The sequence below is a fragment of the Cupriavidus sp. PB-02 genome (assembly GCF_058252315.1).
In genome coordinates this window covers 2,109,047-2,123,309 of sequence record NZ_CM177695.1, presented here as the reverse complement: position 1 = coordinate 2,123,309, position 14,263 = coordinate 2,109,047, and the positions used below count along the sequence as shown (strand labels likewise).

At 60.4% G+C, this 14,263-nt stretch carries 12 protein-coding genes; 8 read left to right on the top strand and 4 right to left on the bottom strand.

Features of this window, described 5'->3' with window-relative positions:
* Nucleotides 1-175 precede the first annotated feature (175 nt).
* Entirely contained in the window at nt 176-1,171 is a 996-nt protein-coding gene (locus AC10V3_RS30405) for a Bug family tripartite tricarboxylate transporter substrate binding protein (protein WP_022539093.1), read from the top strand.
* Between the two features lie 176 nt (nt 1,172-1,347).
* Entirely contained in the window at nt 1,348-2,499 is a 1,152-nt protein-coding gene (locus AC10V3_RS30400; RefSeq protein ID WP_490923868.1) for an IS110 family RNA-guided transposase, read from the top strand.
* 526 nt (nt 2,500-3,025) lie between these two features.
* On the opposite strand, the gene AC10V3_RS30395 is transcribed toward AC10V3_RS30400, so the two are convergent.
* Both AC10V3_RS30395 and AC10V3_RS30390 read right to left on the bottom strand, forming a co-directional pair.
* Nucleotides 3,026-3,586: an RBBP9/YdeN family alpha/beta hydrolase gene (locus tag AC10V3_RS30395; protein WP_490923867.1), complete on the bottom strand. Its 561-nt coding sequence runs from the start codon at nt 3,584-3,586 to the stop codon at nt 3,026-3,028.
* 9 nt (nt 3,587-3,595) lie between these two features.
* A complete protein-coding gene (locus tag AC10V3_RS30390; RefSeq protein WP_022539090.1) occupies nt 3,596-4,507 on the bottom strand; it encodes a TauD/TfdA dioxygenase family protein in 912 nt (303 codons plus the stop codon).
* 127 nt (nt 4,508-4,634) lie between these two features.
* Here AC10V3_RS30390 and AC10V3_RS30385 point away from each other — a divergent pair, with 127 nt between their 5' ends.
* Both AC10V3_RS30385 and AC10V3_RS30380 read left to right on the top strand, forming a co-directional pair.
* On the top strand, nt 4,635-5,684 hold the full coding sequence (locus tag AC10V3_RS30385; RefSeq protein WP_022539089.1) for an AraC family transcriptional regulator: 1,050 nt from the start codon (nt 4,635-4,637) through the stop codon (nt 5,682-5,684).
* A gap of 458 nt (nt 5,685-6,142) precedes the next feature.
* Nucleotides 6,143-7,198: a beta-keto acid cleavage family enzyme gene (locus AC10V3_RS30380; RefSeq protein WP_022539087.1), complete on the top strand. Its 1,056-nt coding sequence runs from the start codon at nt 6,143-6,145 to the stop codon at nt 7,196-7,198.
* 637 nt (nt 7,199-7,835) lie between these two features.
* On the opposite strand, the gene dapA is transcribed toward AC10V3_RS30380, so the two are convergent.
* Together dapA and AC10V3_RS30370 are read right to left on the bottom strand one after the other, a co-directional pair.
* On the bottom strand, nt 7,836-8,762 hold the full coding sequence (gene dapA, locus AC10V3_RS30375; protein WP_022539084.1) for a 4-hydroxy-tetrahydrodipicolinate synthase: 927 nt from the start codon (nt 8,760-8,762) through the stop codon (nt 7,836-7,838).
* Nucleotides 8,763-8,974: 212 nt separating this feature from the next.
* On the bottom strand, nt 8,975-10,393 hold the full coding sequence (locus AC10V3_RS30370; protein WP_490924325.1) for an aminotransferase-like domain-containing protein: 1,419 nt from the start codon (nt 10,391-10,393) through the stop codon (nt 8,975-8,977).
* Nucleotides 10,394-10,679: 286 nt separating this feature from the next.
* On the opposite strand from AC10V3_RS30370, the gene AC10V3_RS30365 reads away from it, so the two are divergent.
* From AC10V3_RS30365 to AC10V3_RS30350, 4 genes are read left to right on the top strand one after another with little or no spacing between them, the layout of a single operon-like run.
* Nucleotides 10,680-12,308, top strand: a complete 1,629-nt coding sequence (locus AC10V3_RS30365; protein ID WP_022539081.1) for a cbb3-type cytochrome c oxidase subunit I — start codon at nt 10,680-10,682, stop codon at nt 12,306-12,308.
* Between the two features lie 2 nt (nt 12,309-12,310).
* Complete coding sequence (locus AC10V3_RS30360; protein ID WP_022539080.1) at nt 12,311-12,958, top strand: cbb3-type cytochrome c oxidase subunit II; 648 nt, start codon at nt 12,311-12,313, stop codon at nt 12,956-12,958.
* Nucleotides 12,959-12,971: 13 nt separating this feature from the next.
* Nucleotides 12,972-13,586: a c-type cytochrome gene (locus tag AC10V3_RS30355; RefSeq protein ID WP_022539079.1), complete on the top strand. Its 615-nt coding sequence runs from the start codon at nt 12,972-12,974 to the stop codon at nt 13,584-13,586.
* Complete coding sequence (locus tag AC10V3_RS30350) at nt 13,583-14,230, top strand: SCO family protein (protein WP_022539078.1); 648 nt, start codon at nt 13,583-13,585, stop codon at nt 14,228-14,230. Before AC10V3_RS30355 ends, AC10V3_RS30350 begins: the two co-directional genes overlap by 4 nt.
* Nucleotides 14,231-14,263 lie beyond the last annotated feature (33 nt).

Here is a 14,263-nt window from a genome sequence, read left to right as displayed (position 1 = left end):
AAAAGGTGGATGTATCACCAAGCCCCACAGTATTGGCGCAAGTCATCAGATTCGAAAAGACTGAAGGGCCGGAGGTGCTGGACTCGATGTCATCCGCGCGCAGAGACAAGTGCGCGAACTGCCCACCAATGAATCTTTCTAAACACGCAAAGCGTAGCAATCATAAGGTACAGACATGAAGAAGCAGACCAATCACTTCTGGTGGCGCGGATACGCCTTGGCGATCGGTGTTGGGGTCGTCGGTGGGATGCCCGTGGCTCAGGCCCAGGAGAATTGGCCAAGCAAGCCGATCCGCCTGGTGGTGGGGGGGCCTGCCGGCGGCAGCGCCGACGCGTTGGCGCGGCTGCTGGCGGAAGGCCTGCAGAAGACATGGAGCAAGCCGGTTATCGTAGAAAACAAGCCCGGTGCCGCCGGGGCGCTGGCGATCAGCGATTTGCAGTCCACCGGCAAGGATGGTCATACCCTCCTGGTCATCCAGGGCGGCGTCGTGAGCGAAGCTCCGTTGGCCTACAAGGTCCAATACAAGCCCTTTGCCGACCTGAAGCCCCTGGCCCAGATCAGCCGCACGGGGTTGGTGCTGGTTGCCAACAAGGATATGCCTGTCTCCAACCTGAAGCAGTTGGTGGACTACGGAAAATCGCAAAAGGAAGGGCTGGTTTTCGCTTCTTACGCTGCGGGATTGAAGGGCCACACCTCGGGCATACTGCTCGGGCAACTCACCCATGTGCCAATGCGGCATGTTGGCTACAAGGGCTCTCCTCCGGCATTGAACGACCTGATGGGCGGCCATGTGCCGCTGATGTTCGATGGGGTGACGACCTCATTGCCGCTGATCAAGGCGGGAAAGATCAAGGCGATTGCGGTGGCCTATCCAAACCGGATTGCCGCATTGGCGGATGTGCCTACGTTCAAGGAGCTCGGCTACCCGCAGTTGGCGCAAGCAGGCTGGTTCGCCGTCTGGTCCCGCCCGGATGTCGCTCCGGCAGTCCAGCAAAAAATCCGCGAGGCGACGCTGGCGTATTTCAAGCAACCCGGAGTGCAGAACCGCATCAAGGATATGGGCATGGAGCAGGGGGATGCCGCCACCTCGGAAGAGATGATGGCGGACCTGAAGCAGGCATACCAGCAACAGGCCGCGCTGCTGAAGTCCATTAACTACCAGCCGGAATAATATGAAGATACTTTGAGCGAACTTGCCACGGCACCTCCGATGCGCTTTGCGCAATCCTCCGTCAGCGTATGCGGCATCGGCCAACCGGCGAGTTCCTCATATCGAGATCCTATGAGACAGGGGGACAAGCCTGCTTAGAATCAGCGTGTCGTGCTTGGCTCACAGGAGATAGCGTCATGCGTACAGATCAGGCATACACGAGTATCGAGGACGTGTTGGCGGTCTCGCTCGAACTGGCGGCCGCGAAGTGGAAGGTCGCGTTACACGACGGGCACCGCGAGCAGCCTGCGGTGCATACGGTCGCGCAGCTGCAAGCCGTAGCGCGTCTGCAGGCGGTGCTGGACCTGATCGAACAGCACAAGGACCAGTGGTCGCTGCCAGCAGGTGTGCGCGTCGTCGTAAGCTACGAGGCCGGCCAGGACGGATTTTGGATCTGTCGTGCGCTTCAGGGGCGCGGCATCGAGTGCTACGTCATCGATCCAGCCAGCATTCCCGTCGAACGCCACAAGCGACGCGCGAAGACCGACCGGCTCGATGCCATCAAGCTGGTGATCAACCTGCGCGCATGGCTACGTGGCGAGCGCGACCGCATGCACGTGGTTCACGTCCCATCGCCGCAGGACGAAGCGTCGCGGCACCTGATGCGCGATCGCGGGCAACTGCAGAAGGAAGTGCTGCAGCACTGCGACCGGATGCGAAAACTGCTGGCCACGCTCGGCTGCTGGGATGAGGTGGATCACAAGCACTTCGCCGGCCGGCTCGCCCGTGACGAGGTGAAGTGTCACGACGGCGCGCCGTTGTCGCCCGAAATGCGCGGGCGGCTGCTGCGTGAGTGCGAACGGCTCGCGCTGGCGCAGCAGCAACTCGCGGAGCTGGAGAAAACGCGACAGGCAAGCCTGCCCGCCCCCGCGCGCCAGCGACGCGATGACCTGGCGCGCCTGAAAGGGATTGGCGAAGTGGGCGCGTCGCGCCTCGCGCTCGAACTGTTCTGGAGGGAGTTCAGCAACCGGCGCCAAGTGGGGGCCTGTACGGGCCTGGTGCCCCAGCCCTTCTACGACAGCGGCGAGAGCCAGGTCGACCAGGGCATCAGCAAACAGGGCAACCGACGAGTGCGCGCGTTACTGGTCGAGATGGCATGGTGCTGGCTGCGTTACCAGCCCGACAGTGCACTTACGCGCTGGTTCAACGAGCGCACCCAGAGCACGGGACCAAACCGGCGGGCTCGGCGCATCGCGATCGTTGCAGTCGCACGGCGACTGGCTATTGCGCTGTGGCGCTATCTGAAAGACGGTGAGATTCCCAATGGCGCACGCCTGAAGTCGGCGTAGGCCTCCTAAAAGCTTGCAGGAAAGAGGTAACGGCCCGGTCAGGCAACTACGCAAGCACAAACGGTCTGAGGTGAACATGCCCGTCCTCCTCCCGGGTTGCTGATGCAACCGATTTATCAAGATGGGGCATGTTCCTGGTTGATGATTCCGGCGTAATGCGCATGCAGGATGAGGCTGGCCAAGCGCCGGCGGATAGAAGGTGGTCAGACGTCACGTCTGACGCGCGCACAACAGACGGCTTCAGACTACGCCGCACGTAGGAAGATTTGGTCGGCTAGCTCCAAAGGAACTTGACAAACCAGTGCTCATAGAAGGGAGGGGGGCGGGCTTTCCTCCCAGCTGGCTTCTGGCGGAAATCAGATCAGCGGCCATGCACCGGATGCATGGAGAGGGCGGCGCGTCCGTAAGGTAAGCATACGAAACGTGGTCATTGCGTCTGGCCGGGTCGCCCGTAGGGGCCTGTCGTCCGGAATTCCCGCAGGACCCTGTCGTTTTTCCCGGCCGGTGGCACTCGGCCGTGGGTCGATCACGAGAGTTCGCGAATGAACGCTTCCGCCCGCGGCCACTCGCCATAGCCGGAAGCGGGATTTAGATGCCCGACCTCGCCGAGTTCGACGAAGCGGCTTCCCCACGCCTGGGCCAGTTCACGGGCGCGATCGAGACGCGTCAGAGGATCGTTGCTGCTTGCCGCAACGATGCTCGGAAACGGCAATTTGCCGCGAGGGATCGGCAGCCAGCCGTGGTCGCGCAATGTGTCGGTCGTCGGGTAGCCTGGGGGCATGGGCGTCTCGAGGTCCGCGGGTGCAGCGAGCAGTGCGCCGGCGATGTTCCGTGTGACGCCTCGGGCCGCCCAATGGGCGATCATCATCGCGCCTGCGCTGTGCGCCACGATGATGACCTGCCCCTCGATGTCGGCCAGAGCGCGATCGATCGCATCGACCCGGGCAGCGCAGCTCAGCTTGTCTTGCTCAAGCGGGGCGACTGAGACCACGCAAGGCAGCTTCGACGCAAGAAGGGTCTGCCAGTGTTCCGATACATGGTCACGCAGGCCAGGGACGATGAGAACGGTAGGTATCGTAGAGGTCATGTCCAGCTTTCAGTAAGGCGCGTCACCGATGATCGCGGTGCGCTCCATCTTTCGGTGGCACGGGGGGTAATCCATCACCGCGTAGTGCTGGGTTGAACGGTTGTCCCAGAACGCAACACTGTTTTTCTTCCAGCGAAAACGCACCTGGTATTCGGGGATGTTGGCCTGGCTGACCAGATAGCTAAGCAAATTGCTGGCACCCGGCGCCTTGTCCAGCCCGAAGCGCACGTTGGCCGGCACGTTGTAATTGGTGAAGTGCGTCGTAAAACTTCCGTTGACGAATAGCACCTTCTCTCCGGTTTCCGGATGGGTGCGCACCACGGGGTGCTCGGCGTCGGGGTACTGAGCCTTCAGTGCAAGACGCTTTTCGATCGGCATCGCAGCGCCGAAGCTCGCCTCGATGCTGTGGCGCGCACGCAAGGACGCGATCTTCGTCTTGATCTCTTCGGGCAACTGGTTATAAGCCTCGACCATGTTGACCCACATTGTGTCGCCGCCCACAGGCGGGCATTCGATACAGCGCAGCACGCAGCCCAGCGGAGGCTTTTCGCGCCAGGTGGCATCGGTATGCCAGGAATTCTCGTTGCGTTCGGGAGGACTGTCAGGAGTCTTGTAGATCTGAACCAGTCCCGGGTAGTCGGGGTGGCTGCCCACCACTGGATGGTCTTCCAGCTGGCCGAAGTGGCTCGCAAAGGCCACGTGCTGCGCGCGCGTGATGTCCTGGTCGCGGAAGAACAGCACACGATGCTTCAGGAGCAGCGACCGGATCTCTGCCATCTGTTGGTCGTCCTCGGCAGCTGCCCCCAGGTTGACGTTGCTGAGCTCTGCACCGATGGTGCAAGTGAGGGGCTCGACCCGGATCGAGCTGCTCAGAGATGCTGCGCGGACCACTGCGGGTGCCGCCTTCAGGCGTTGATTCATGAACGTTGTCTCCTGTGTTCTATGAGGCTGATCGATCCTGGCGAGTTTGGATGTTGCAGATGGCTCCCGCTTGACAATACGTGACAGGCATTTATCATTCGGTGTCAAAGCTCTACGCAATTTTCCCATGTCGTCACTTGTCCGCGCTGCGGCCCTCACAAACTACAGCGAGGTTGCCCGAGCCGCCGGACTGGATCCGGTGCGGATGCTCCTTGACGCGGGGTTAAGTCCCAGCGTGCTGCGCGAGCCGGACCTCATGATTCCTGTGGAGCGTGTCGGACGACTGCTTCAGGCGTCCGCAATCATGTCAGGCAACGAGAGTTTCGGGCTGTGCATGGCCGAGTCGCGCCTGTTGTCCAATCTTGGGCCGGTAGGACTGCTGATCCGCGACCAGGCGACGCTGCGCGACTCGCTGCAGATGCTGATGCGCTATCAAGCGTTGCTTAACGGTGCGCTGTCGCTGGCGATCGAGGAGTGCGGCGACCTGGTCATTATTCGCGAAGTGGTAATGGCCGGCAATGCACATGAGCCCACGCGTCAACGGGTTGAACTGGCGCTAGGCGTAATGGTGCGGTTGATACGCCAGCTCCACAAGCCCGACTGGGAGCCGGGGCGTGTATGCTTTGAGCACCCGGCGCCACGCGACCTTAGTGTGCACCAGCGGTTTTTCGGCCCGTGCGTCGAGTTCAACTATGACTTCAACTGCATCATCTGCGCGAAGGCCGATCTCGATGCACGCAACCCGGCTGCCGATCCGGCCATGGCGCGCTACGCGCAGCAGTTGATAGACGCCTCTACCATGTTGCAGCAGGCGACAATGCTTGAGGACGTTCGGCGCATTGTCCTGCTGCTGCTGCCCAGCGGGCGTTGCAGCATCGAGCAGGTGGCCGAACACCTGGGCATGGTGTGCCGCACGGTCCAGCGCCGGCTGGCAGAAGAGGGACAGACCTTCTCGTCGGTCGTTAACGATATCCGCACGGAACTCGCCGCGCGTCACGTCATCGAGACCGATCGTCCGTTGACAGAGGTGGCGACCCTACTCGGTTTTTCCGCGCCGAGCGGATTCTCGCGCTGGTATCACGCGCAATTTGGTTGCAGCCCCAAGGAAAGCCGGGACACACGCGGAACAGTGCGCCGACAGACGACACCTCCGCGGGCGGGCAGAACATTACCCTAGGCGAAGCCAAGTTGTGTACGGGTTCGCGGGATGCGAACCGGCCGGTCAGCGCGCTGCGGTCGTGATAAGCCTGGGGCAATCAGCCCAGCTCAGCGGGCGCGATTCGTGTGCGTTCCTCAACGACGCGCTGACCCGCCTGCCTGCCCACTTGAACAGCACCATCGACGAGCTGCGCCTCCACAACTGGCATCCCGCGTCCTGAACGCATCCTATCTCTCCCAACCGTCGAGGGGTCGGTAAGGGAAGGTGCCTCCCTTCCATTTTGCTCGCGTGAGTCGTCTTCCAGGTTGACGGGCGGTATGTGCCTTGCGGGTGGCTCAACGGACAGGGGTGCGTTGTTGTCATGAAGAGTTAAGTTCGAGACATCCAATGTAAAGCGGGAACTGGTGCGAGGCCAGATGATTCACTCCTAGTTCGGCATTCTCAATATTCACATTACAACTTGGAGATCCATCCTCATGAACTTCCTTGACGGCCACCTGTATCCCGAGAACCAGCAGCCTCTGATCATTACGGCCGCTCCCTATGCGCCGGGCTGGATTCCCTCAGATTTCCCGGAAGATATCCCTGTCACCATGGAGGACCAGATCCAGAAGGCGGTGGATTGCTACGAAGCCGGTGCCACCGTGCTGCATCTGCACGTGCGCGAACCCGACGGCAAGGGCAGCAAGCGCCTGTCCATGTTCAATGAGCTGATCGCCGGGGTGCGCGCCCGCGTGCCGGAAATGATCATCCAGGTGGGTGGCTCGATCAGCTTCGCGCCGGAAGAGGGCCAAGCCGCCAAATGGCTTAGCGACGACACGCGGCATATGCTGGCCGAACTCGATCCGAAGCCGGACCAGGTGACGGTGACCGTCAACACTACGCAGATGAATGTCACAGAGCATGCTGGTATTGATGACTTCAAGGGCGTTTCGCGGGGATTCCCGCACCTCTATTCCACCTACAGGGACATGATCGTCCCCTCGAATCCCAGCTGGGCCGAGGAACACATTCGACGCCTGACGGCCGCCGGAATCCAAAGTGAGTTTCAGTGCTACAACATCAATAGCTTTGAAACGATCGAGCGGATGATTCGCCGCGGCGTCTACAAGGGGCCACTGGTGATGAACTGGGTGGCTATCAGCGGCGGCATGGATCAAGCGAACATCTACAACCTGGCCAACTTCCTGCGTGCTGCGCCAGACGGAGCGGTGGTTACGGTGGAGAGTTCGGTGCTGAATGTGCTGCCCGTGAATATGATCGGCATCGCTTTGGGCCTGCATGTGCGGTGCGGTATCGAGGATGTACTCTGGAACCAGACCCGCACGGGAAAGATGTCTTCCGTCGAGCAGATCAAGCAGTTGGTTCGTATCTCCGGCGAATTTGGTCGTCCCATCGCGACAGCGAAACAGGCGCGAGAGATCATGCAGATCGGGGTCTTCTACGACACCGTGGAAGAGACGCTTCAGCGCAATGGCTTCGCGCCCAATCGTAACGGTGGCAACCAGGGATTCCTGCGCAAGCCGACCTGAAGCCTATGGGGGAATTGACATCATATGTTTATGAGTCGTCCAGCATTTTCTGGCGACGGACTCAAGCTGAAGTTGAAGTTCCCCCCCTCGACCGGACTCCTGACAATTTCTCGACAAAGGAGTCCGTCATGATCCAAAAGCCAGCAGACTTACCCTCCTGGGGGTTAGCCAACGAATCGCAGAGCTAGCCAAAGCCGGAGGCTGACCTAGCCGTCGTTTCGTGCAGTTCCTGGCCAGCGGTTCACGCGGCCTTTTTGCGTCCTTTTACCTCGCTGGTGTGGGGCCAGAGCGCACGACTGGTGTGCGCCGATATGTTGTCCAGAGCTTATTCATGATGGATTCCGGAGGCGGCGTTGACTCGAAGCCTGCGACGTTCTCGAAGATACCGAGAACGTGGTCTCTGAATGAGGCAAGATCTGTCAGAGGGTTGGGTGGAGTGAGAGATATATCGACAATGGTATGCAACTGCTCACTCGATAGTTCGGCAATGGCAGACCACATGTCGTCAGACGCGGAGCCGGCTTGGGTGGGTTGGCAGAGCATGCTTCTCGTTGGGGAGCGTGATGGGGCGACGTCGCGTAGGCTGGTCCCTGAGAGGCCTTGCTCTCCAGACCGTCGCAGCAGGCGACACGGGGGCTTACCCCGCGCGAAGCTCTACACCAGCATGAGCCAGCGCACGAGAGAGGACTGGCTCCCATTCAGTGCCAAGCGGAGTCAAGGGCAGGCGCAACGCTCCCTCGATTCGCCCCATCCTGGCTAGCGCCCACTTCACGGGAATCGGATTTGACTGGACAAACATGGCTTGATTCAGGAGGTAGATCTTCCTGGAGATGAGCCTCACCATGGCTACGTCTCCGTTCATGGCGGCATCACAGAGCTCCCGCATCAAGCGGGGAACGACGTTGGCAGTAACGGAAATATTTCCCCTTGCCCCGAGCAAGATCAGCGCAGCCGCAGTCTCATCGTCGCCGCTATACACGGAGAAGGTCTCAGGCAACGTATGAATGAGTCTGGCGCAGCGAGCGACATCTCCGGTGGCGTCCTTAAGCCCTACGATTCCTGGAACCTCGGCAAGCCGCCGAATCGTATCCTCGGCCAAATCAACGCCGGTGCGACCTGGCACGTTGTACATGATGAGTGGAATTTCAACATTCTCCGCGAGCTTGCGGTAATGCTGGAAGAGTCCCTCTTGTGTCGGTTTGTTGTAGTAGGGGGTAACCGAGAGGGCGGCGCTGGCTCCCGCGCTCTTTGCATACCTGGTCAGAGCAAGAGCTTCGCTGGTCGAGTTTGCGCCGGTGCCTGCGATGACGGGCAATCGCCCCGCAGCGTATGTAACCACTTCACGTATCGTCGTGCAGTGCTCATCCATGTCGAGGGTCGCTGACTCACCTGTTGACCCCATGACGACCAATGCCGATGTACCTTCGTTGACATGCCAGTCAACCAGGGCTCGAAGCCTGGGAATGTCCAGCATCCCGTTGTCCTTCATCGGCGTAACTAACGCAGGGATGCTGCCTGTGATGTGACTGCGATTGAGCATGGGATCGTCAGCGCGAGCGTTCATGATTTTCCTCCAGGCGTGAGATTGGACACACGCCCATTGAATGTTCAGCGTACGCTGGAAGTCCGGCAGAGAACAGGATCAGGCGATCGCCGAAATTGCATATCAGAGGGGCGCTTCGGCAAAATCAAACGATTTGGCGCGACGCAGTTCAGCCCCTCTGTCGCGTGCGGGAAACTGGTATGGCGGTTTGATCGCCAACTGGTACTCCTGGCTTAATGACCGTAGGCGGCTATCAGTCGTCCAAGGGTGATGAGGGCCTTTTCGGAACGAGCATCCCATGTATGCCCGTAGTTCAGTCGCAAGCAGTTGCGGAATTCCTGCTTGGCGGAAAAGATGGGACCTGGTGCTGTGCTGATCCCTAGCGACAGCGCTTGGCGGTGGATATCAAGGGCATCAACGTGTCGGGGGAGCTCGACCCACAGCAGGTACCCCCCAGCCGGGCGAGTTGCTTTTGTCCCTGCCGGAAAATGCTCGCTGATAGCCTGCACGAAGCAGCTTTGCTGAGTGCTCAAAGTCTCACGAAGGCGCCGGAGGTGTTTGTCGAATCCCCCTTTTTCGAGATAGGAACCGATGGCCTCCTGGGCTGGCGCGGATGAAGCCAACGTTGTCACCAGCTTAAGGCGCGCAACCTTGCGTGCAAACTTGCCGGGAGCGGTCCAACCGATGCGGTATCCCGGTGCCAGGCATTTGGAGAAGGACGAGCAGTGCATCACGATGCCGGCCGTGTCGAATGCCTTGGCCGGCTTGGGGCGGTTGGCGCCGAAGTACAGTTCGCCGAACACGTCATCTTCAATGAGCGGGACGCCATATCGCGTGAGCAACTCGACCAATGCGCGCTTCTTTTCGTCTGGCATGAGGCTGCCGAGCGGATTCTGGAAGTTTGTCATGAGCCAGCAAGCCTTAGGTCTGTGCCGCTCCAGGGCTTGCTGCAAGGCGTCGAGATCGACGCCTTCGCGTGGATGTGTTGTGACTTCGATGGCATGAAGGCCCAGGCGCCCCAGCGCCTGCAAGGCCGGAGAGAACGTGGGGGACTCCACGACAACGGCGTCGCCAGGGCGGGTTACCGCACTCAGGCACAGATTGAGCGCTTCCAGCGCGCCGTTGGTGATGACGATGTCGTTGGTATGAATCTGCAGGCCATCTGCCAGATAACGAAGCGCAATCTGACGGCGAAGGCGTGCGCTCCCAGGCGTCAGGTCATCAACGCTGCTCCATGGGTCCAGTTTCTGTACGCTGGAGGCGAAGACCTGGCCTAGCCGCGTCATTGGAAAGTGCAGTGGGCTGGGAAACGCCGAGCCAAAGGGCACGAGATCTCTTGCCAAGCTGGACTCCATGACCTCAAAGACACGTTCGCTTACATCCGGGGACACCGCCTCTTCAAGCGGTCGCGGCGCGGTCTCAGGTTCCGGAGGAATCGCTGTGTCTCCTGCGGCGACGAAATACCCGGAACGATGCCGGGCACGAACGAGCCCCTGCGCCTCCAGCCGGTAGTAAGCCTGAAAGACAGTCGACTGGCTGATTCCACGACTTTCACTACAGTGCCGGACGGACGGTAGCCGGTCGCCGGGCCTGAGAACACCCTTGCGGATGGACTCCGCAATGTCGGACGCAAGGGTTTCATATCGCTTCATGCTGCTCATCTGAATTCGTATGCTGTATGTGCGGAAGACTGCCGGAGTGGCGTTTGACGTGTGTGCAGCGTATCAGATGCTCATGCGCGTCTTGCAGGAACCGGATCCGGTCGTCCTCATCGGGCCGCCATGAAAGCCCCATGCCAGCGATTGCGATCCGTGAATCTGCTCCGCTCTTTTTTCCCGCATCTGCGTCTTTCGCCCGGTGAAATGACCGCATAGCATAGCCGCGTACCGTCCGCCGACAAACGGCTGACATTCGTCCTGGCAGAGAGCGTAGAAGTTCATGAATCCCACAGGTTTGCTATTGGCCACTTTCGTTCTATCGATCGTGGGCCTCTTTTCCTTCATATGGTCACTGCGGCGCGGCCTGTTTGATCTTGACACCAACGCGGCGAAAGTCATCTTCTCGGCCAATGAGATTGGCGTTCCCGAGGAACCCGCTGCCGATCCGGCACAGCATGATGCCCTCGAGCGCAATGTGGGACGCCGCGATCATGCAACGACCGGGGTTTCCAGGGAAGACCTGGCGTTGCGCGAGAGCGCGGATCGGTCGAGCGCCTTTCCAGCGTTCATCATGTTGATGTCCTCGGTGGTGTGGCTAATTGTCGCGTCTGCAGCTGGTCTGCTCAGCTCGATGAAGCTTCACTGGCCTGACCTGCTTACAGACAGCGCATGGATGACGTTCGGGCGCCTGCGCACCATTCACCTGAATGCCGTGGCTTACGGATGGGCGCCGATGGGGCTGCTTGGCCTCGCTATCTGGATGATGCCGCGCTTGCTGCGTACGCCCCTGGTTGGCGGGCGCTTTGCGATCTTTGGCGCGATTGTCTGGAATGCCGGGGTGGTGGCGGGCCTTGGTGCCATTGCTGCAGGTCTGAGCGCCGGGATGGAGTGGCTGGAAATCCCATGGCAGATCGGTGGCTTGTTTGCGGTCGGTGGAATGATGATTGGCCTTCCGCTGGTTTTCATGCTGCAACGCCGGAACGTACATCATCTCTACGTTTCGGTCTGGTATATGGGAGCGGCCCTCTTTTGGTTCCCCGTTCTCTATATCGTGGCCAAGATCCCAGGTGTCCACTTCGGGGTAGAGCAGGCGACGATGAATTGGTGGTTTGGCCATAACGTGCTTGGCCTCTTCTATACGCCGCTGTCTCTCGCAACCATTTACTACCTGTTGCCAAAGGTCATTGGCAAGCCAGTCCAATCCTACAACTTGTCACTACTCGGTTTCTGGACCCTTGCATTCTTCTATGGTCAGGTGGGCGCCCATCATCTGATTGGCGGCCCGGTTCCTGAGTGGCTCATCACCCTGTCCATTGTGCAGAGTGTGATGATGATCATCCCGGTGGTCTCCTTCTCCTTGAACCAGCACCTGACATTGAAGGGGAACTTCGGGGCGCTGCGCCATTCGCCAACCCTGCGTTTCATCGTCTTTGGCGCGATTATGTACACGTTGGCCTCGTTGCAGGGCAGTTTCGAGGCGCTGCGGAGTCTAAATGCCATAACGCATTTCACCCATTTCACAGTGGCCCACGCCCACCTGGGTATGTACGGGTTCGTCTCGATGGTTATCTTTGGTGGTGTCTATTTCGCACTGCCGCGGATCCTGGATACCCGCTGGCCGCATCCCAGGCTGATTGCGTTGCATTTTTGGCTCGTGGTGGCCGGGTTCACCGTCTACATGGTTACGCTAAGCATCGGCGGCGTCCTGCAGGGGCTGTCGCTGTTGAATCCGGACCAGCCGTTCCTCGAATCGGTGACGGTCACGCTGCCGTGGCTATACGGCCGCTCGATTGGTGGTGCGTTAATGACGCTCGGACACCTCGTGTTTGCCACGCATATGGTCTTGTTCGCGCTTCCGTCCGGTGTCTTCACGCAGAACGAGCAGAAACCCCTGCATTCGGCAGCATAGAAATGGAAAACGAACTGAAACTGGTGGGCGGGGCAATGGTGACGCTGTCGCTCGCTACCGCGGCGATGGTGGTGACACCGTTCCTGCAACTGAAGGATGTGCCTGCTCCTAAGGACCTGAAGCCTTATACCAGTGCCGAACTGCGTGGTAGGGAAGTCTATATGGCGAACGGTTGCATCGCCTGCCATACGCAGCAGCCCAGCAGCACAGGCGCCGGCCGCGCTGATGCCAGGCGAGGCTGGGGGCGCCCCTCGGTAGCGGCAGACTATCACTACGACGATCCCCCGCTCCTTGGCACGATGCGTACGGGGCCTGACCTGTTCAACATTGGCGCCAGGCAACCCAGCGCCGACTGGCATCTCGGGCATTTGTTTCAGCCGAGGGCGTATGTGCCGGAAAGCATCATGCCGGCCTATCCCTTCCTGTTCGAGGTCAAGGACGAGTCTGCGGTCGCGAAGGGTGAGCGAGTGGTGTCCTTGCCGCCAGGCGTTGCGCCATATGACAAGGTGGTAGTCGCTCGTCCTGAGGCCATGGACCTGGTTGCGTATCTGCAATCCCTGAACCACACATACGCGGTGCTCACGCCGGAGGATGCTGCGAATGCAACCAGGATAAAGCCCCCTGCGGCCAGTTCGGAGCACGCGAAGTGAAAGAGGTTATGCAATGACGTCTGAAGATATCCGCCGCGGCGAGCATTCCGATCCGCATGAGCAATACAATCCGGTGCCACGCGTGGTATTGGGCCTGGTTTGCGGCATGGTCTTGTGGGCTGTCGGCTATATTCTCATCGCTCGTCCCGATGAGAGCAGCGCGTTAGGTGACCAGCGGCCTGCGTCGGCACTTGTCGGAACGGGAGGCAAGTCGACTGGTCGTGTCGATGGCGCACAGGTGTATGCCGCCAACTGCCAAGCCTGCCACCAGGCCGGCGGGCAGGGCTTGCCCGGCGTCTTTCCGCCGCTGGCAGGCTCGCCATGGGTCACCGGGGACCCCGGGCCGTTGGTACAGCTCGTCCTGCACGGGATGACCGGTGAAATTGAAGTCCTGGGCAAGACCTATAGCGGCTCGATGCCGGCGTTCGGCGCGCAACTCGCGGATAATGAGCTCGCTGCGGTCCTGAGCTACGTCCGGTCGAATTGGGGCAATAGCGCTCCAGCGGTCGAGCCCGATGCGTTGGCGGCTGCGCGGCAGCTATCGGCTGACCAGAAGGCCCAATGGAACGGGGCGGCCGAGCTGCGAGCCTTCGTCGCTGGTAAAGGCGGGCAGGGTGACGCCAGGTGAACCAGGCGATCTCGAAGCCCGGGTTGTCGGGAACGATCGTCGCGCTGCTCGCGGTAATTGTTCTGGGTATCGCTGCGTACTGGGCGACGACGGCCGGCTTTTCGGCTGTCACCAGTGACGGACTTCGCCGAATCGAGATTGCCCGCGCCCCGCGGGAGTTGCCTCCCGTGAAGCTGGTCGACCAGGAAGGCTCAACCTTCAGCTTATCAGCGCTCGACAGGGGAGGCCGACAGCTCACGCTTGTCCTATGGGTCTACATTGAGTGCCAGACTGTCTGCCGCTCGACGCTGGCCGAGTTCTCCTACCTGCAGCAGCAGCTGAAGGCGAGAGGGCTTGATGACCGGGTCAGGCTCCTCACGCTGAGCTTTGATCCAAGGCGGGACACGCAGGCTGTGCTGGCCGCTGCCGCGCGCAGAATGCAGGCCGATGCCCCAAACTGGCGCTTTGCCACTGTCACGGATCCGGCCGAGATCAAGTCAGCGTTGCGTGAGTTTGGCATCGTTGTCCTGCCCGACGGGCTTGGAGGTTACTCCCACAATACTGCGCTATTCCTCGTGGATGCGAGCGGACACCTTGTCCGTGCCTACGATGTTGCCCGACCGGATCTCGCCCTGGCCGAGATTGCCTCCGCACTCAAAGGGTGACCACGCTATGTATGTCCGGCTTCTGCCGTGGTT

Bases quoted from the DNA above. Each gene is read 5' to 3' on its own strand.
- AC10V3_RS30405 (WP_022539093.1), top strand. From the start codon at position 176: ATGAAGAAGCAGACCAATCACTTCTGGTGGCGCGGATACGCCTTGGCG.
- AC10V3_RS30400 (WP_490923868.1), top strand. From the start codon at position 1,348: ATGCGTACAGATCAGGCATACACGAGTATCGAGGACGTGTTGGCGGTC.
- AC10V3_RS30395 (WP_490923867.1), bottom strand. From the start codon at position 3,586: ATGACCTCTACGATACCTACCGTTCTCATCGTCCCTGGCCTGCGTGAC.
- AC10V3_RS30390 (WP_022539090.1), bottom strand. From the start codon at position 4,507: ATGAATCAACGCCTGAAGGCGGCACCCGCAGTGGTCCGCGCAGCATCT.
- AC10V3_RS30385 (WP_022539089.1), top strand. From the start codon at position 4,635: ATGTCGTCACTTGTCCGCGCTGCGGCCCTCACAAACTACAGCGAGGTT.
- AC10V3_RS30380 (WP_022539087.1), top strand. From the start codon at position 6,143: ATGAACTTCCTTGACGGCCACCTGTATCCCGAGAACCAGCAGCCTCTG.
- dapA (WP_022539084.1), bottom strand. From the start codon at position 8,762: ATGAACGCTCGCGCTGACGATCCCATGCTCAATCGCAGTCACATCACA.
- AC10V3_RS30370 (WP_490924325.1), bottom strand. From the start codon at position 10,393: ATGAAGCGATATGAAACCCTTGCGTCCGACATTGCGGAGTCCATCCGC.
- AC10V3_RS30365 (WP_022539081.1), top strand. From the start codon at position 10,680: ATGAATCCCACAGGTTTGCTATTGGCCACTTTCGTTCTATCGATCGTG.
- AC10V3_RS30360 (WP_022539080.1), top strand. From the start codon at position 12,311: ATGGAAAACGAACTGAAACTGGTGGGCGGGGCAATGGTGACGCTGTCG.
- AC10V3_RS30355 (WP_022539079.1), top strand. From the start codon at position 12,972: ATGACGTCTGAAGATATCCGCCGCGGCGAGCATTCCGATCCGCATGAG.